The organism is Blastococcus sp. CT_GayMR20, assembly GCF_004570345.1.
Map to the genome: position 1 here is coordinate 45,654 of NZ_SPQM01000014.1, position 16,426 is coordinate 62,079.

General features: G+C 73.0%; 14 protein-coding genes. 8 read left to right on the top strand and 6 right to left on the bottom strand.

All coding sequences use genetic code 11. The features are described from left to right. The first annotated feature begins 64 nt into the window (after window positions 1-64). On the top strand, window positions 65-1,576 hold the full coding sequence (locus E4P40_RS05920) for a hypothetical protein (protein ID WP_135157974.1): 1,512 nt from the start codon (window positions 65-67) through the stop codon (window positions 1,574-1,576). 6 nt (window positions 1,577-1,582) lie between these two features. On the opposite strand, the gene E4P40_RS05925 is transcribed toward E4P40_RS05920, so the two are convergent. Continuing rightward, window positions 1,583-2,041 (bottom strand): gamma-glutamylcyclotransferase family protein, encoded by a 459-nt coding sequence (locus tag E4P40_RS05925; protein ID WP_135157975.1) that lies wholly within the window; start codon window positions 2,039-2,041, stop codon window positions 1,583-1,585. A 115-nt stretch (window positions 2,042-2,156) separates the two neighbouring features. On the opposite strand from E4P40_RS05925, the gene E4P40_RS05930 reads away from it, so the two are divergent. Together E4P40_RS05930 and E4P40_RS05935 are read left to right on the top strand one after the other, a co-directional pair. After that, on the top strand, window positions 2,157-3,563 hold the full coding sequence (locus tag E4P40_RS05930) for an NAD(P)H-quinone dehydrogenase (protein WP_135157976.1): 1,407 nt from the start codon (window positions 2,157-2,159) through the stop codon (window positions 3,561-3,563). Window positions 3,564-3,738: 175 nt separating this feature from the next. After that, entirely contained in the window at window positions 3,739-5,331 is a 1,593-nt protein-coding gene (locus E4P40_RS05935) for a hypothetical protein (RefSeq protein WP_135157977.1), read from the top strand. A gap of 21 nt (window positions 5,332-5,352) precedes the next feature. On the opposite strand, the gene E4P40_RS05940 is transcribed toward E4P40_RS05935, so the two are convergent. Together E4P40_RS05940 and E4P40_RS05945 are read right to left on the bottom strand one after the other, a co-directional pair. Beyond that, window positions 5,353-7,452, bottom strand: coding sequence for a S8 family serine peptidase (locus E4P40_RS05940; RefSeq protein ID WP_135157978.1), 2,100 nt, complete (start codon window positions 7,450-7,452; stop codon window positions 5,353-5,355). A gap of 119 nt (window positions 7,453-7,571) precedes the next feature. Continuing rightward, window positions 7,572-9,332 (bottom strand): biotin carboxylase N-terminal domain-containing protein, encoded by a 1,761-nt coding sequence (locus tag E4P40_RS05945; protein ID WP_135157979.1) that lies wholly within the window; start codon window positions 9,330-9,332, stop codon window positions 7,572-7,574. A gap of 154 nt (window positions 9,333-9,486) precedes the next feature. Here E4P40_RS05945 and E4P40_RS05950 point away from each other — a divergent pair, with 154 nt between their 5' ends. Next, a complete protein-coding gene (locus E4P40_RS05950; RefSeq protein ID WP_135157980.1) occupies window positions 9,487-10,281 on the top strand; it encodes an FkbM family methyltransferase in 795 nt (264 codons plus the stop codon). Here E4P40_RS05950 and E4P40_RS05955 read toward each other — a convergent pair. Genes E4P40_RS05955 through E4P40_RS05965 form a run of 3 tightly spaced genes read right to left on the bottom strand, consistent with a single transcriptional unit; the run spans window position 10,252 to window position 12,697 of the window. Beyond that, window positions 10,252-10,860, bottom strand: coding sequence for a Maf family protein (locus E4P40_RS05955; RefSeq protein ID WP_135157981.1), 609 nt, complete (start codon window positions 10,858-10,860; stop codon window positions 10,252-10,254). The two genes, E4P40_RS05950 and E4P40_RS05955, sit on opposite strands and share 30 nt — an antisense overlap. Further along, window positions 10,857-11,072, bottom strand: coding sequence for an acyl-CoA carboxylase subunit epsilon (locus E4P40_RS05960; RefSeq protein ID WP_135157982.1), 216 nt, complete (start codon window positions 11,070-11,072; stop codon window positions 10,857-10,859). Before E4P40_RS05960 ends, E4P40_RS05955 begins: the two co-directional genes overlap by 4 nt. After that, entirely contained in the window at window positions 11,069-12,697 is a 1,629-nt protein-coding gene (locus E4P40_RS05965) for an acyl-CoA carboxylase subunit beta (RefSeq protein ID WP_135157983.1), read from the bottom strand. The genes E4P40_RS05960 and E4P40_RS05965 overlap by 4 nt, the downstream gene beginning before the upstream one ends. Before the next feature lie 122 nt (window positions 12,698-12,819). Here E4P40_RS05965 and E4P40_RS05970 point away from each other — a divergent pair, with 122 nt between their 5' ends. The 4 genes from E4P40_RS05970 to E4P40_RS05985 all read left to right on the top strand — a co-directional run. Then, a complete protein-coding gene (locus tag E4P40_RS05970) occupies window positions 12,820-13,647 on the top strand; it encodes a biotin--[acetyl-CoA-carboxylase] ligase (protein ID WP_135157984.1) in 828 nt (275 codons plus the stop codon). Between the two features lie 64 nt (window positions 13,648-13,711). Next, the gene (locus tag E4P40_RS05975; RefSeq protein WP_135157985.1) at window positions 13,712-14,290 is read left to right on the top strand and encodes a PH domain-containing protein; all 579 of its coding nucleotides are present in this window, start codon (window positions 13,712-13,714) and stop codon (window positions 14,288-14,290) included. Between the two features lie 89 nt (window positions 14,291-14,379). Continuing rightward, on the top strand, window positions 14,380-15,528 hold the full coding sequence (locus E4P40_RS05980) for an exonuclease SbcCD subunit D (protein WP_135157986.1): 1,149 nt from the start codon (window positions 14,380-14,382) through the stop codon (window positions 15,526-15,528). Beyond that, on the top strand, window positions 15,525-16,426 hold a 902-nt coding region (locus tag E4P40_RS05985), incomplete at its 3' end, for an SMC family ATPase (protein WP_135157987.1). The genes E4P40_RS05980 and E4P40_RS05985, both read left to right, overlap by 4 nt.

Below are 16,426 nucleotides of genomic sequence, written 5' to 3' on the forward strand. Positions count from 1 at the left end.
GGCGGAGTGCACGTTCCGGCTGCCGTCCCCCATCCCCACGACAGCCTCACAGGATGCCTTCCCGATGACCTCCAGTCTCACGTCCCGCGAGCTCAACGATCTCCAGGTCGAGGAACTCCACGCCGCGGACCAGCCCGCTCCGACGACACCCGCGCGGGCGGTCCTGCTCCGGCGAGTCCTCGTCGTGCTCGGCGGCCTCGCCGTCGCGGGCCTGCACTTCCGGCCGTGGCAGGGGGCGATGCTCGAGGACTGGAACCTGGCCGCGAACTGGGAGGCCGACGGGTTGGCGAGCCTCTACGCCAGCCTCCCCGCTACCCTGGGGCGCCCGTTCCACCTCCTGCCGCACTACCTCGGCATGGTGCTGTCGGACGGTGGCGTCCTCGGTCCCTACGCGGTGCTGGCGGCGGTCGGAGTAGCCCAGTTCTTCGTCGCGATGTGGGCGCTGAGGCCGCTGGTCGAGTGCTGGTGGACGCGCTGGGCCCTCGGGCTCCTCATCGCCCTCCACCCCTGGTGGGTCGCGGGCGACGTCCTCCGGTTCATGCCGGCGCAGGTCTCGGTGCTCGGTGTCGTGGTCTGGTTGGGAGCGTCCCTCCGCTTCCTCGGGACGGGGCGGTCTCTCTGGTCGGTGCCGGCCGTCATCGCCGTCGTCGTCGGCCTGCTGACGTACCAGGGGCCGGCGGCTGCTCTCGTGATGGCGTCGGTCGTGCTCGCGGTGTCCCAGGGGATGCCCCGACTGGGCGCGAAGCTCGTTCTCGTGACCACCGCAGCGGTGGGCGCCGTCCTGGTGTGGTCGATCATCATCGCCCCACGGGTGGTGCCGGACTCCTACGAGTCGCGGTTGATGTCGGGCGGGCTCACGGACCCGGTCGCGTCCGTGCGCGCCGTGCTCCGGACGCTGCTGCTGCACGGCGGAGGCCTGCTCATCCTGATGGCCGCCGTGGCGGTGGCCGTCATCGCACTGGGGCTGCACGGCCGGCTCCGGCCCTGGCAGGTCTGGGGCCTCCTGGGCCTCGTCGCAGCCTCGCCCTTGGCGGCGCTGGCCTACGCGTCGAACACGTTCCACCTGAACGATCCCGAACGTGTCGTCCTTCCCGTGGGGGTTCTCCTGTGGGTCGTCGCCTGCAGCGTGGCGGACCGCCTCCCGGCCAGCGGGGCCGTCGCACGGGGCCTCCTCGCGGTTGCGCTGGTCGCAACCGCGCTGGGCGCGGCCGCCGGATATCTGCGATGGGCCGCCTACTCTTCCGCTCAGGATGAGCTGATCACGGCGGTCGCTGCGGTGCGCGAGGACGTGCCGGACGACGCCACGGTGATCGTCGAGGACCTGTCCGGGCGGTACGGCGACGTTTACCTCCTCCTCCCGCCTCACCTCAACTACGCGCTCGACGTGGAGTACGGGCCAGGGGCCGACGGCGTCCTCTGCACCGCCTCGGGGGTGCTCCGGGACCATCCGGATGCTGCCCTCTTCCCGATCGTGACCACGTCCGACTGCGCCGAGTACCTCACCGCCGCGGGGACGACCTACCTGGGCGAGGCCATGACCGAGTTCGGCCTGGTGAGGTTCCACGTCGCCCGCTGAGGCGACCTAGATCCCGGTGGAGCGGCACTCCCGGGAGCGCACGGCGGTGACGTAGTCGGTCGGCGCACCGGCGGCCTCGGCCGCGTCGGCGATCCCGCCCAGGTGCCGGGCCGACGGCAGGCCGCCCTCGAAGGCGTCTAGCACGTAGACGTAGGCCACGACGTCGCCGGCCAGCGTGTGCACCCGCAGGTGCAGCTTCCGGTAGAGGTCGTGGTCGGCGCCCTCCCAGACGTCGAGCGCGCGCTCGTCGGCGTCGGTCAGGTCGTAGAGGGCGACGAACACGCCGTCGCGGCCCTCGTCGTCGGGCACGAGGGTCGCGAGCGCGCCCTCCCACCCGAACTCCTCGGCACCGAAGGTGAGCCGCCATCCGCGGATCCAACCGGTGCCGGTGTGCGGCGAGGAGGGGCAGCGGCGCAGCATCTGTGCGGGATCCATGTTGGATCCGTACGCGGCGTAGAGACCCATCGGGCCGACACTAACTCCCTGTCGACGGCAGGCCGAAGGACGCGCGTCACAGCGCGGGCGGACGGCACCGGGGAGAATGACCGGCGAACATCGCTCCAGCACCGGGGAAGGACCCATGACCCGCATCGTCATCATCGGCGGCGGACCGGCCGGCTACGAGGCCGCGCTCGTCGCCGCGCAGCTCGGTGCCGAGGTCACCGTCATCGAGCGGGACGGCATCGGTGGCGCCAGCGTGCTGACCGACTGCGTCCCGTCCAAGACCCTCATCGCCGCGGCCGGCGCCATGACGTCGGTCCGCTACTCCGCCGTCCTCGGGTTGCAGGGCGCCGAGCTGGCGACCGTCAACCTGGACCTGGCGTCGGTCAACCACCGCGTCAAGGGTCTGGCCATGGCGCAGTCGGCCGACATCCACGCCCGCCTGGCGAACGAGGGCGTCCGGATCCTCTCCGGTCAGGGGCGGCTCTCCGACGACATCCGCGGCCTGGCCGCGCACGAGGTCGAGGTCGTGGACGCGCAGGGCCAGGTCGCCGAGGAGCTGGAGAGCGACGTCGTCCTCATCGCCACCGGTGCCGATCCGCGGGTGCTGGCCGGTGCCGAGCCCGACGGAGAGCGCATCCTCGACTGGCGCGACGTCTACGACCTGGAGGAGATGCCCGAGCACCTCGTGGTCGTCGGCTCCGGCGTCACCGGGGCGGAATTCGCGTCCGGGTACCTGGAGGCCGGGGTGCCCGTCACGCTGGTCTCCTCCCGCGACCAGGTCCTCCCCGGTGAGGACGCCGACGCCGCGGCCGTGGTCGAGAAGGTCTTCCAGTCCCGGGGCGGCAAGATCGCCGAGAGAGGCCGGGCAGCTTCGGTGCAGCGCACGGAGAAGGGCGTCCTCGTCGAGCTGACCGACGGCCGCACCGTCGAGGGCTCGCACGCCCTGATGACCGTGGGCACGGTCCCGAACACGGCGGGGCTCAACCTCGAGCACTGCGGGGTCGCGGTCACCGAGTCGGGGCACGTCGTCGTCGACCGGGTCTCTCGGACGTCGGTGCCCGGCATCTACGCCGCCGGCGACGTCACCGGCGTCTTCCAGCTCGCCTCGGTCGCCGCCATGCAGGGCCGGATCGCCATGTGGCACGCCCTGGGCGAGGCGGTGGCGCCGATCCGGCTCAAGACCGTGTCGGCCAACGTCTTCACCCACCCGGAGATCGCCACCGTCGGCGTCCAGGAGAAGGGCCTGCCCGACGACACCGACATCGAGGTGCTCCGCCTGCCGCTGGCCACGAACGCCCGGGCCAAGATGAGCGACCTGCACGACGGCTTCGTCAAGCTCTTCGCCCGGCGCTCCACCGGTGTGATCATGGGAGGCGTCGTCGTCTCACCGGGCGCCTCGGAGCTCGTCCTGCCGATCTCGCTCGCCGTCACGAAGGGCCTGACGGTCGCCGACCTGGCGCAGACGTTCGCGATCTACCCCTCGCTGTCCGGCTCGATCACCGAGGCCGGGCGACGCCTGATGGGCGCCGACCACCTCGCCTGAGGCCGGTTCCGCGTGTCCCCTGTGGGCCGCGCGGTGGATGAGTCCACTGTGACGAGCGTTCCGCTCAATATCGGTGTCGCGGTGCCGATGGGCGTCGGGGCCGCCGATGGAACAGTGGATGCCTTCTGTCCGGTGCGCCGTCGCCCCCTCCCGTCGTCTGCTGCGCTCACTCGCGGTGGCCTCCGCCGTGGCGGCGGTCACCATCCCGGGCGGCGTGGCGCACGCGGAGGCCCCGGTCAGCGGCACGGTCGTCGGGCAGCTCGTGCAGGCCTGGCCCGAGAGCCACGAGGCGGACCACGAGGCCGACCACGAGGCTGAGGCGCCGATCAGCTGGCTGCAGACGGCCGAGGGGGACGCCGTCCGCATCCCCACCGAGGACGTCGAGGGCATCCCTACCGGGACCACCCTGCAGGTCACCGTCGCCCCGGACGCCGAGGACGACACCGAGGACCCCCTGCACGACGTGGAGTCCGCGCAGATCGTCGCCCGGGCCCCGGTTCCCCCGGTCCTGCGCAACCCGGCCGGGCTCACCAACCAGGTGACGGTCGTCCGCGTGAACCCGGACGGCGTCGGCAGGGACAGCGTCAGCGCACAGCAGCTGGTCGACGCCGTCGACGGGCCGGTAGCGGACTTCTGGTACGAGCAGAGCAACGGCGCGATCCAGGTCGGCGTCACGACCGCCGTGCCCGACTGGGTCACGCCGGTGGCCGGGTGTGCGGACCCGACGGCACTGTGGACCGAGGTGGCCGGAACGGTGGGCTTCGTCCCCGGCCCGGGTCGGCACCTCATGCTCTACGTCAGCAGTGCGGCCACGGCCTGCAACTACGCGCTGGCGGAGGTCGGATCGTCCCCGACCTCGGGCGGTCGGCTGTACGTGCGGGACACCGTGACCTCGGTGATCGTCCACGAGCTGGGGCACAACTTCGGGCTGGGCCACTCCTCGGGCCGCCAGTGCGACGCGGCGGTCGAGTCGGCGTCCTGCCGCACCGCGGCCTACCGCGACCTCTACGACGTCATGGGCGTCTCGTGGTCCCAGCTCGGCTCGCTGAACGCGCCGCAGGCCAGTCGGCTGGGCGTGCTGCCGGGCTCCGAGCAGCAGACGTTGACGACGGCGGGCAACGCCACCAGGGTCACGCTCGCGCCGTTCTCCACCCGCGCCGCGGTGCGTGCCCTGCGACTCACCGACGCCGAGGGCGTCGACTACTGGCTCGAGTACCGGACGGCCACGGGCCGCGACGCCTGGCTCGGGACGGCGGCCAACCGGTACCGGCTGGAGACCGGCGTGCTGCTGCGCCGCGCCGAGGGGTTCCCCGACACGTCCGTGCTCCTGGACGGCACCCCGGTTGCGGCGGCCGCCTGGGACGGGGACTTCGCCTCGGCGCTGCCCGTCGGTGCATCCCTGCCGGTCTCCGGCGGCGACTTCACGGTCGTGGTGGAGAGCCTGTCCGCTGCGGGCGCGGTCCTGACCGTCACGCCCACCCCGCCGAACGGCCCGAGCGTGGCCGCCCGCCCGGCCGGGACGGCGACCGGCACCGTCATGCCCGCAGCCGGCCCGGCCGCTGCACCTCAGGCGGCCGACGCGGCCGGCCTCGTAGGGGCGCCCCAGGAGGGGGCCCCGCTCCTGCGTGCCGCCTCGGCTCTGGAGTCCGCGGCCACGAGCAGCGGCCACGGCAACGGCCTCCTTGCGGCGGGCGCCGCCACAGTGCTGGCGGCCACGACGCTGCTCCTGGTCCAGCGGCTCAGGGGCAGGACGCTCCGCGCTCGCTGAGCGGGCTCGGGCCTACCTGCGTCAGACCTTCATCCGGTACTCGGCGCTGGAGACGATGAAGGCGATGATCTCCTCGTCGCGTGCACCCCGTTGGATCGCCGTCACCCAGGTGGAGATGCCCGAGGGGTCGATGCCGCGTTGCAGGAGGGTGCGGTAGTAGCCGTCGACCACCGACTGGAGGTACTCGGTCGAGTACAGGAAGCCGAGGGCCACGCCGCGGTGACTGGCGCCGGCGCGGATCTGCGCCGACCAGAAGTCGACCTCGCTGGGCGCCGCCGGCCGCTTCAGCACGGTCCGGTACAGGTTGGCGACCCACTGCCGGTCGTTCGCGCCGGACTGCAGGTAGAACTCCATCGACGAGATGAAGCCGGCCTGCATCTGCTCGATGTGCAGCCCGCGGTCCATCTCGGTCAGCCAGCCCTCGAGGCCGGGCGCGTCCGGCACGCGGCTCAGGTAGCGCTGGTAGGAGCCCGTGATGAGGCGGCTCCGGAACTCCCGGCTGTAGGTGATGCCGTTGGCGACCGCCCCGTAGGGCGTCCCCCGGGTGAGCGAGCTCGTCCAGTCGTTCAACCCGATCGCGTCCGGGGTCCGTTGGAACAGGTCGCCGTAGACCTTGGTGACGTACCGCCGCACCCCGTCGGCGTACAGCGGGACCACCGAGGCACTGGCCGGCGAGGCCGGACCGGTCCCGGCCCAGTTGGTGGCTGTGACGGTGAAGCTGTGGGCGACGCCCGGCGCGAGCCCGTAGAGCACGGCGGGTCCGGCACCGGCGTGCGTCACCGACGTGCCACCGGGGCTGATGGTGATCCGGTAGCTGCTGACCGGGCTGCCGTTGTCGGCTGCGGGGGTCCAGTACACGGTGGCGCTGCCGACGCCCGGCTGAGCCGTCACGGACGCCGGCGCACCGGGGGCCGCCGAGGCGAGCAGTTCGTACACGTCGATCAGGCCGTGACCGGTACTGCTGTCCCGCCCGGGCGTCTCCAGGTCGTTCGCGGTCGCCGCGACGGCTGCCCGCACCTGTGCCGGCGAGCTGCCCGGATGTGCCTGGCGGTAGCGGGCGAGGATCCCGGCGACGTAGGGGGCGGCCATGGATGTGCCGCTCATGTAGGCGTAACCGCCACCGGTCTGGGCCGAGATGATGTCGACCCCAGGTGCGGAGACGAGGTTGGTGGGGCCGCGGTAGCTGAAGGAGGCGGAGACCCGGCTGCCGTCGGTGGCGGCCACGGCGATGGCCCCCGGGGAGGCGGCAGGGTAGTTCACGGCGTTGCCGGTCTGGCGGTTGTTCCCGGCCGCGGCGACGACCACGACGCCGTGGTCGACGGCGTACTGCACGGCTGCGTCGTACGCCGCGCTGTACGGTCCGGCCAGGCTCATGTTGATGACGTCCGCGCCGTTGTCGACGGCATAGGTGATGCCCTGTACGACGGTTCCGGAGGTCCCGTTGCCGGCGGCATCGAGCACGCGGACGGGCAGGACCGTCGCGTTGCTGATGCCGTCGATACCTGCGGCGTTGCCGGTCACCGCCGAGATCTGCGCGGCGACGTGGGTGCCGTGGCCGTTCGGGTCGACGCAGCCGTCCCCGGCCGGGTCGGCCGTGGCCGCGTCGAGCGCGAAGTCGGCTCCCTGGCCGCACAGCACCCGGCCGGAGAGGTCCTCGTGGCCGGCCATGACACCGGTGTCCAGGACGGCGACGACGACGCCCGTCCCGTCGGGGGCGCCGACGGGCAACCGGTCGATGCCCAGGTCGGTCAGGCCCCACTGCTGGGAGCGGAGGGGGTCGGCGGCGAGCGCGACCGGCACGTCGACGGCCACCTCGATCGCACCGGGGAGCGCCTCCAGCTCGGCGGTCACCGCGTCCAACTCGGCCGGTGCGGCCGTGCGGGTGATCACCTCGGCGCCCTCGTCGGTCAGGACGATCGCCGACACGCTGTTCAGCTCTCCGCCCGGCTGGGTCAGCGAATCCGGATCGGGGGCGACGGAGGGAGCGGCCGCGGCACTGCCGCCACCGGGAGCCTCTGCCCGGGCGGGCGTGCCGCCGACAGCCGTGCCCACCAGCGCCGCCGCCAGGAGGACTGCAGCGGTCGAGATGGGCCGGGCGGGAGATGCGATGCTGCGGGACACGAAGGAGCTCCTCGGGACGTGTGCTGTCCCACCCACATCGGCCGTCCCGCGGCCGAACTGAAGCCCTGTCCCGGAACCCCTCGCGCCCGGCGGATCGGGCCCGCCGCCGCGGCCGCGATCTACTCCGCGGAGTTGGAGATGGTGCAGATGACCGCGCCGCTGGTGACCGCGGCGCCGACCTCCGCACTCAGGCCGGAGATCGTCCCGGCCTTGTGCGCGGCGATCGGTTGCTCCATCTTCATCGCCTCGAGGACGACGATCAGGTCGCCGGCCTCGACGGTGGCGCCGTCCTCGACGGCGACCTTGACGATCGTCCCCTGCATCGGCGTCGTCAGGGTGTCGCCCGAGGCACCCGAACCGGTGCCGCCGCCTCCGCGCCTGCGCGGCTTGGCGGTCGCGCCCGCGGGGCCGCCACCGCCGGCGGCCAGGCCTGCGGGCAGGGACACCTCGAGGCGTCGGCCGCCGACCTCGACCACGACGGTCTGGCGGGGCGCCTCCTCGGCCGGCTCGGTCGGCGCGGCGTCGTAGGGCGGCACCTGGTTGTCCCACTCGGTCTCGATCCACCGGGTGTGGACCGTGAACGGCTCGCTGGTGAAGGCCTCGTCGCGGACGACGGCCCGGTGGAAGGGGATCACCGTCGGCATGCCCTCGACGACCAGCTCGTCCAGGGCCCGGCGGGCGCGCTGGAGGGCCTCCTCGCGGGTGGCCCCCGTGACGATCAGTTTGGCGAGCATCGAGTCGAAGGCGCCCGCCACCTCGCCGCCGGTCTCCACCCCCGAGTCCCAGCGCACGCCGGGCCCCTGCGGGATCTCGAGCCGGTTCACCGGTCCGGGGGCGGGCATGAAGTTGCGCCCGGCGTCCTCGGCGTTGATGCGGAACTCGATGCTGTGCCCGCGCGGCGTCGGATCCTCGGTGATCTCCAGCGGCAGGCCGTCGGCGATGCGGAACTGCTGGCGGACCAGGTCGATGCCGCTGGTCTCCTCGCTGACCGGGTGCTCGACCTGCAGTCGGGTGTTCACCTCGAGGAAGGAGATGGAGCCGTCGGCGCCCACGAGGTACTCGACGGTGCCGGCGCCGTAGTAGCCGGCCTCGGCGCAGATGGCCTTGGCCGACTCGTGGATGCGGGACCGCTGGTCGTCGGTGAGGAACGGGGCCGGCGCTTCTTCGACGAGCTTCTGGTTGCGCCGCTGCAGCGAGCAGTCGCGGGTGCCGACGACGACCACGTTGCCGTGGGTGTCGGCCAGGACCTGGGCCTCGACGTGGCGAGGCTTGTCGAGGAAGCGCTCGACGAAGCACTCGCCGCGGCCGAACGCCGACACCGCCTCACGGACGGCGGAGTCGAACAGCTCGGGGATCTCCTCCTTGGTGCGGGCGACCTTCAGGCCGCGCCCACCGCCGCCGAACGCGGCCTTGATGGCCACGGGGAGCCCGTGCTCCTCGGCGAAGGCGACGACCTCGTCGGCCCCACCGACCGGGTCCTTGGTGCCGGGCACGAGCGGCGCGCCGGCCTTGGTCGCGATGTGCCGGGCCTGCACCTTGTCCCCGAGGGCGATGATCGCCTCCGGCGAGGGACCGATCCACGTCAGCCCGGCGTCGATGACGGCCTGGGCGAAGTCGGCGTTCTCGGACAGGAAGCCGTAGCCGGGGTGGATCGCGTCGGCGCCGGATCGCTGGGCGGCGTCGAGGATCTTCTCGATGACGAGGTAGGAGTCGCCGGGCGTCGTGCCCCCCAGGGCGAACGCCTCGTCGGCGGCGCGGACGTGCAGGGCGTCGCGGTCGGGCTCGGCGTAGACGGCCACGCTGGTCAGCCCGGCGTCCTTGCACGCACGAGCCACGCGCACCGCGATCTCTCCGCGGTTGGCGATCAGGACCTTCTGCACCGGCGTTCTCCCTCGAAGTCGGACCGGTGGGACTGTAGTCAGTGGTCCCGCGCGGGCGTCCGCCAGGTTGCCGGGACCCCCCGCACAGGGTCGTGCCCCCCACCTCATGATCGACGGGGCACCGCGGCGCGGCACGCGCGTCTAGCCTGCGCGGATGCTTGCCATCCACCGGATTCTGCTCACGCGGACGCCGCGGGTGTACTTCCACCTCCGGAACGTCGGGCGCAAGGTCGTGGGCACCAGACGCAATCAGCGAGCCCTGTTCTCGGACCTGATCCGTCCCGGTGACCTCGTCTTCGACGTGGGGGCGAACATCGGTGAGTTCACCGCCGCGTTCCGGGACTGCGGCGCCCGCGTGGTGGCGGTGGAGCCGCAGCCCCGCCTGGCCGCCCATCTGCGGCGGCGTTATCGGTCCGACCGGGACGTGACAGTGGTGGCGACCGCTCTTTCGGACCATGACGGCGAGGCGACGCTCTACTGCACGACCGCGGACGCACTGGCCACGCTCGAGGAGACGCGCGCCACCGGGGGCGCCGTCGGTGCGGGCGCCGAGCTCGAGTGGACGACCAGCATCCGTGTACCCCTGCGGACCATGGATTCGCTGGTGGGCGAGCACGGGCGGCCCGTCCTGATCAAGATCGATGTCGAGGGGCACGAGGCTGCGGTCGTCCGGGGGCTGACCCACGGCCGGCCCCTGGTGTTCTTCGAGGTCAACCGCGAGAGCATCGACGCGGTGCTCGACCTGCTCACGGAACGCGGCTACCAGGAGTTCCTGCTCCGCGTCGGGGAGCGGCCCGAATGGGACAGCCCGCGGCCGGCCCCGGCGGACCGGATGCGGGAGCGCATCGCGTCCACGGATGCCGACTACGACTGTCTGGCGCTGTCGCCGGACGCCGAGCTCCTCGGCCGACGGCCTCGGTCAGCGGCGCCAGAGGTCGGTGATGGCTAGACCGCGCTTCGCCAGCTGCGTGCGCAGCACGGTGAGGGACAGGCCTACCACCGCGGCCGGGTCGCCCTCGACGCGGCGCACGAACGGGGCCCCGAGCCCGTCGAGCGTGAACGCACCGGCCACGGCCAGTGGCTCACCGGTGGCCAGGTAGGCCTCGATCTCCGCCGCCGTCGGCGTCGTGAAGTACACGACCGTCGACGCGACGGCGATGTCGCGGCTGACGACCGCCCCGTCGACGACGTCGAACAACGCCTGGCCGGTGTGCAGGATCCCGGAGCGGCCGCTCATCCGCTGCCAGCGGTCACGGGCCTGCGCGGCATCGTCCGGCTTGCCGAGCGGCTTGCCGCCGAACTCGAGCAGGGAGTCCGCCCCGATGACGAGCGCGTCGGTCTCCTGCTTGGCGACCGCCGCCGCCTTGGCCGCGGCGAGGAGGGCCACCTGCTCGGCGACCCGCGGTGCCGTCACGGTCGACTCGTCGACCTGACTGACCACGACCTCCGGGGAGAGACCGGCCTGGCGCAGCAGCGACAGGCGGGCCGGGGACGCGGAAGCGAGCACGAGCCTGCGGTCGGAGCTCATCGCGCGCCTCCCGCGGCCCGCCAGCCGCCGACACCGACGGGGAGGGGACGGCGGTGGGCCGCTCCGTAGGACGCCCAGGCGCCGACGGGAGCCGGACGGCGACGTGCGCGGCGCTGCGAGAGCGCGGCGACGACGACGGTCAGCGCCGCGAGCTCCTCGGCGGAGGGCTCGCCCGTGACGATCCGCAGCAGCGGACGGGGCTCCTCGGTCACAGCGGGATGTTCCCGTGCTTCTTGGGCGGCAGCGTCTCCCGCTTGTTCGCCAGGACCCGGAGCGCCTTGGTGACCTGCACGCGCGTGTGCGACGGCGGGATCACCGCGTCGACGTAGCCACGGTCGGCCGCGATGTAGGGGTTGGCCAGGGTGTCCTCGTACTCGGCGATCAGCTCCGCGCGCCGGGTGTCGGGATCGTCGGCAGCGGCGAGCTCCTTGCGGTACAGGATCCCGACCGCGCCCTGGGCCCCGACGACGGCGATCTGCGCGCTCGGCCACGCGAGGTTGACGTCGGCGCCGAGGTGCTTGGACCCCATGACGTCGTAGGCGCCGCCGTAGGCCTTGCGGGTGATCACCGTGACCAGCGGGACCGTGGCCTCGGCGTAGGCGTAGATCAGCTTCGCGCCGCGACGGATGATGCCCTCCCACTCCTGGGACGTCCCCGGCAGGAAGCCGGGGACGTCGACGAAGGTCAGCACCGGGACGTTGAACGCGTCGCACGTGCGCACGAACCGCGCGGCCTTCTCGCTCGCGTCGATGTCGAGGGTGCCGGCGAACTGGGTGGGCTGGTTGGCCACGATCCCGACCGGCCGGCCCTCGATCCGGCCGAAGCCGATGAGGATGTTCGGCGCGAACAGCGGCTGCACCTCGAGGAACTCGCCGTCGTCGACGACGTGCTCGATGACGGTGTGCATGTCGTAGGGCGTGTTCGCGGAGTCGGGGATGAAGGTGTCGAGCTCGAGGTCGGAGTCGGTCAGCGCGTCCGGCAGGACTGTCTCGACCGGGGCGACGTCCAGCGCCGGGAGGGGGTCGAGGTTGTTGCTGGGCAGGTAGGACAGCAGTGCCTTGACGTAGTCGAGGGCGTCGGCCTCGTCCTCGGCGAGGTAGTGGGCGACGCCGGACTTGGTGTTGTGCGTGCGGGCGCCGCCGAGCTCCTCGAGGGAGACGTCCTCGCCGGTCACCGTCTTCACGACGTCCGGCCCGGTGATGAACATCTGGCTGGTCTTGTCGACCATGACGACGAAGTCGGTGAGCGCAGGGGAGTAGACGTGCCCGCCGGCCGCTGGGCCCATCACCAGCGAGATCTGCGGGACGACGCCGGAGGCGTGCACGTTGCGCTGGAAGATCTCGCCGTAGAGGCCGAGGGAGACCACGCCCTCCTGGATCCGCGCGCCGCCGCCCTCGTTGATGCCGATCATCGGGCAGCCGTTCTTCACCGCGAAGTCGAGGATCTTCACGATCTTCTCGCCGTAGACCTCGCCGAGGCTGCCGCCGAAGACGGTCACGTCCTGCGAGAAGATGGCCACCGGCCGGCCGTCGACGGTCCCGTAGCCGGTGACGACGCCGTCGCCGAAGGGGCGCTTGGACTCCATCCCGAAGTTGGTGGACCGGTGCCGCGCGAACTCGTCGAACTCGGTGAACGAGCCCGGGTCCAGCAGGGCCTCGATCCGCTCGCGGGCGGTCATCTTGCCGGCGGCGTGCTGCTTCTCCACGGCGCGCTCGGAGCCGGCGTGCGTCGCCTCCTCCACGCGCCGCTCGAAGTCGGCCAGCTTCCCGGCGGTCGTGTGGATGTCGATGTCGCCGGGGACGTGCTCTCCGGCGTTCTCCAGCTCGGCGGCGCTCACAGCGCCGTAGCGTAAGCGAGGCCTCGAGACGCCCTCATCCCGGCGGTGTCCGCCCCACCTGTTCGTGCATCCCGGGCCACGCACCCGCCGGTCAGCACGGACCCGCGCCGTAGCGTGGCTCCGTGCCCGATGCCCCGTCCTCGCGCTGGTCCGACCTGGAGCGCCCGGCCCTCGACGGCCCGGCCCTCGCCGCCGCCCTGATCCGGAACAGCGGCCTCTGGCGGTCGCTGGAGGTGGTGCCCGAGATCGGCTCCACCAACGCCGAACTGCTCGCCCGCGCCGGTCAGGACGCGCCCGACGGCACGGTCCTGATCGCCGAGCACCAGGTGACCGGCCGGGGCCGGCTCGACCGCGTGTGGACGTCCCCGCCCCGCGCGGGGCTCACCGTCTCGCTGCTGCTGCGTCCCGACGTCCCCGCCGCCCGGCGCGGCTGGCTCCCATTGCTCACCGGGGTGGCCCTGGCGGAGTCGGTCGCGGAGATGACCGGCGTGCTGCCGTCCCTCAAGTGGCCCAACGACCTGCTGGCCGCCGACGGCCGCAAGCTGGCCGGGATCCTGGCGGAGGTGAGCGGCACCGCCGTCGTCGTCGGGGTCGGGCTCAACGTGTCCACGACCGCTGCGGAGCTCCCGGACACCGGGACGTCGCTGTCGCGGGTCACCGGCGCGACGGTCGACCGCGCCCCCCTGCTGCTGGCCTTCCTCCGTGCGCTGGAGCGTCGCTACCTGCGGTGGACCGACGTCCTCGGCGACCCCGTCTCGTCCGGACTCGCGCAGGACTACCTCGCGTGGTCCTCGACCGTCGGCACCGAGGTGGCCGTGAGCCTCCCCGACGGGTCGACGCTCGAGGGGACCGCGCAGGCCGTCGACTGGGACGGCCGGCTGGTCGTGGCGACCGCGCAGGGGACGGTCGAGCTGGCGTCCGGCGACGTGCGGCACGTGCGGCGGGTGTGACGGCCGGTTCGGCCTCGGCGCCCGGATCGGCGGCACAACCAGGAACATGCGTCATCCTGGCGGGATGCCCTATCCGGAGAAGCTCCTGGCCGACGACGAGGACGTCGTCCAGCACCTGCATCCGCACTGGATGACCATCTTCTGGCCGGTCGTCCGGCTGCTGGTGGTCGTCGGTGCCGCCTCGTTCGGCACCGCGCTGATCCCCGCCGGACGGCAGCAGGGCCTGCTGCGGATGCTGGTCCTGGCGATCGCCGTCGTCCTCCTGCTGTTCGCCGTCCTCGTGCCGTTGCTGCGCTGGCGGACGACGCACTACGTGGTCACCACGCACCGGCTGCTGTTCCGGGAGGGGATCCTCGCCCGACGGGGACGCGACCTCGCGCTCTCGCGGATCACCGACGTCTCGTTCACCCAGACGCTGTGGGAGCGGATCATCAACTCCGGCACGCTCACGATCGAGTCGGCCGGCGACAGCGGGGCCACGGTGCTCCGGCAGATCCCCGACAGCGACGGCGTCCAGCAACTGCTCAACCACATGGTCGAGGAGGACGCCGACCGGCGGGCGCAGGAGAGCGCGGGCTACATCCGCGGGGACGGCTCCTCCGTCCGCGGGGACGAGGCCGGGCACCACACCACCCGCTTCTGACCGTCCTGACGCGCTGCGTCCCGATGTGACGGATCGGTCACGGCGCGCCTGGACCGGTTCTGTCGGTACCGCGACCTACCGTCCGGGGCATGCGGCTGCTGCACACCTCCGACTGGCACCTCGGTCGGTCGTTGCACGGCACCGATCTGCTCGCCGAGCAGGAGGCGGTGCTGAGCGGCCTGGCTCGCGTGGTCGCCGCCGAGTCGGTGGACGTCGTGGTGGTGGCCGGTGACGTCTACGACCGGGCTGTGCCGTCGGCCGACGCCACCGGCGTCCTCGACCGGGTCGTCGGGCGGCTGCTGAAGGCCGGCGCCGCCGTCGTCCTGACGCCCGGCAACCATGACTCCGCCCGCCGGCTGGGCACGTTCTCCGGCCTGCTCTCCGCCGCGGGCCTGCACGTCCGCGCCTCGACGCGCACGCTCGACGAGCCGGTGATGCTGTCCGACGATCACGGGGACGTCGCGATCTACGGCCTGCCCTTCCTCGAGCCGGAGGTCGCCCGCCACGAGCTGGGCCTGCAGGACGCCCGCAGCCACGAGGCGGTGCTCGCCGCGGCGATGGACCGCGTCCGCGCCGACCTCTTCCTCCGGCCCGGCGCCCGGTCGGTCGTGCTCTCCCACGCCTTCGTCGGGGGCGGTGTCGCCAGCGAGAGCGAGCGCGACATCTGCGTCGGCGGCGTCGACCTGGTCCCGGCGTCGGTCTTCGACGGCGTCGACTACGTCGCCCTGGGTCACCTGCACCGTCCGCAGACGCTCTCCCCGCGCATGCGCTACAGCGGATCGCCCATGTCGTACTCGTTCGGCGAGGCCGGCCAGGAGAAGCTCGTCTGGCTGGTCGATCTCGACGCGTCCGGTCTGGCCGAGGTGCGGCCCCTGCCGCTGCCCGTGCCCCGCCCGCTGACGATCCTCGTGGGCGAGCTCGCGGACCTGCTCGCCGACCCGGCGCACGCCCGGTTCGAGGGCCATTTCGTCTCCGCCCGGCTGACCGACGAGATCCGCCCGGCCGACCCGATGCGCCGGCTGCAGACCCGCTTCCCGCACTGCGTCCACCTGGAGTGGACCGGCACCGGGACGGTCGCCGACGGCCGCAGCTACCAGGAGCGGATGCGCGGCCGCAGCGACCTCGACGTCGCCGGTGAGTTCGTCAGCCACGTCCGCGGCGTCGGCACCACCCCGGCCGAGCGCGAGCTGCTCGCCCGGGCGCTCGGCGCGGCGGACCGCGTGGAGGCGGCGACGTGAGGCTGCACCGGCTGTCGCTGACCGCCTTCGGCCCGTTCGCCGGCACCGAGCACGTCGACTTCGACGACGTCGGCCGGGACGGCCTCTTCCTGCTGTGGGGGCCGACCGGCGCGGGCAAGACGACCCTGCTCGACGCCGTGGTCTTCGCGCTCTACGGCACGGTGCCGGGAGCCCGCGGCGAGGAGAAGCGCCTCCGCAGCGACCACGCCGACGACGCGACCCGCACGGAGGTCTCCTGCGAGCTGACGCTCGCCGGGGAGCGGCTGCGCGTCGTCCGCCGTCCCGAGCAGCAGCGCCCCAAAAAGCGCGGCGAGGGCTGGACGACGGAGCAGGCGAAGCTCACCGTGCAGCGCCTCACCGAGGGTGGCTGGGAGCCGGTGAGCACCCGGATCGACGAGGGGTCGGAGCACCTCCGCACCCGCCTCGGCCTCGACGTCCACCAGTTCTGCCAGGTGGTGCTGCTGCCCCAGGGGGACTTCGCGCGGTTCCTGCGGGCGGAGCCGGAACAGCGTGGCGACCTGCTCCGCACCCTCTTCGACGTCGACCGGTTCGCCTCGGCCGAGACCTGGCTGGCAGACGAGCGTGCCCGCGCCCGCGATCTGGTCGCCGTCCAGCGGGCCCGGCTGAGCACCCTGCTGGCCCGGGTGGCCCAGGTGGCCGACGTCGACGTGCCCGAGGCGCTGGCCCCCGAGCTCGTCGGGGGAGGGGCCGGCGGGGCTGTCGCCCCGTGGGTCGCCGCTGTCCGGGCGACCGCCGCGGCCGGGCTCGAGTCGGCCGCCGCCGCGGCCGAGGCAGCCGCCGCCGACGCAGCCATGGTCGATGCAGAACTCGCGGCGGCGCGCGCCGTGGCCGACCGGCACCACCGGCGCGAACGCACCCTGGCGGAGCTCGACGCGCT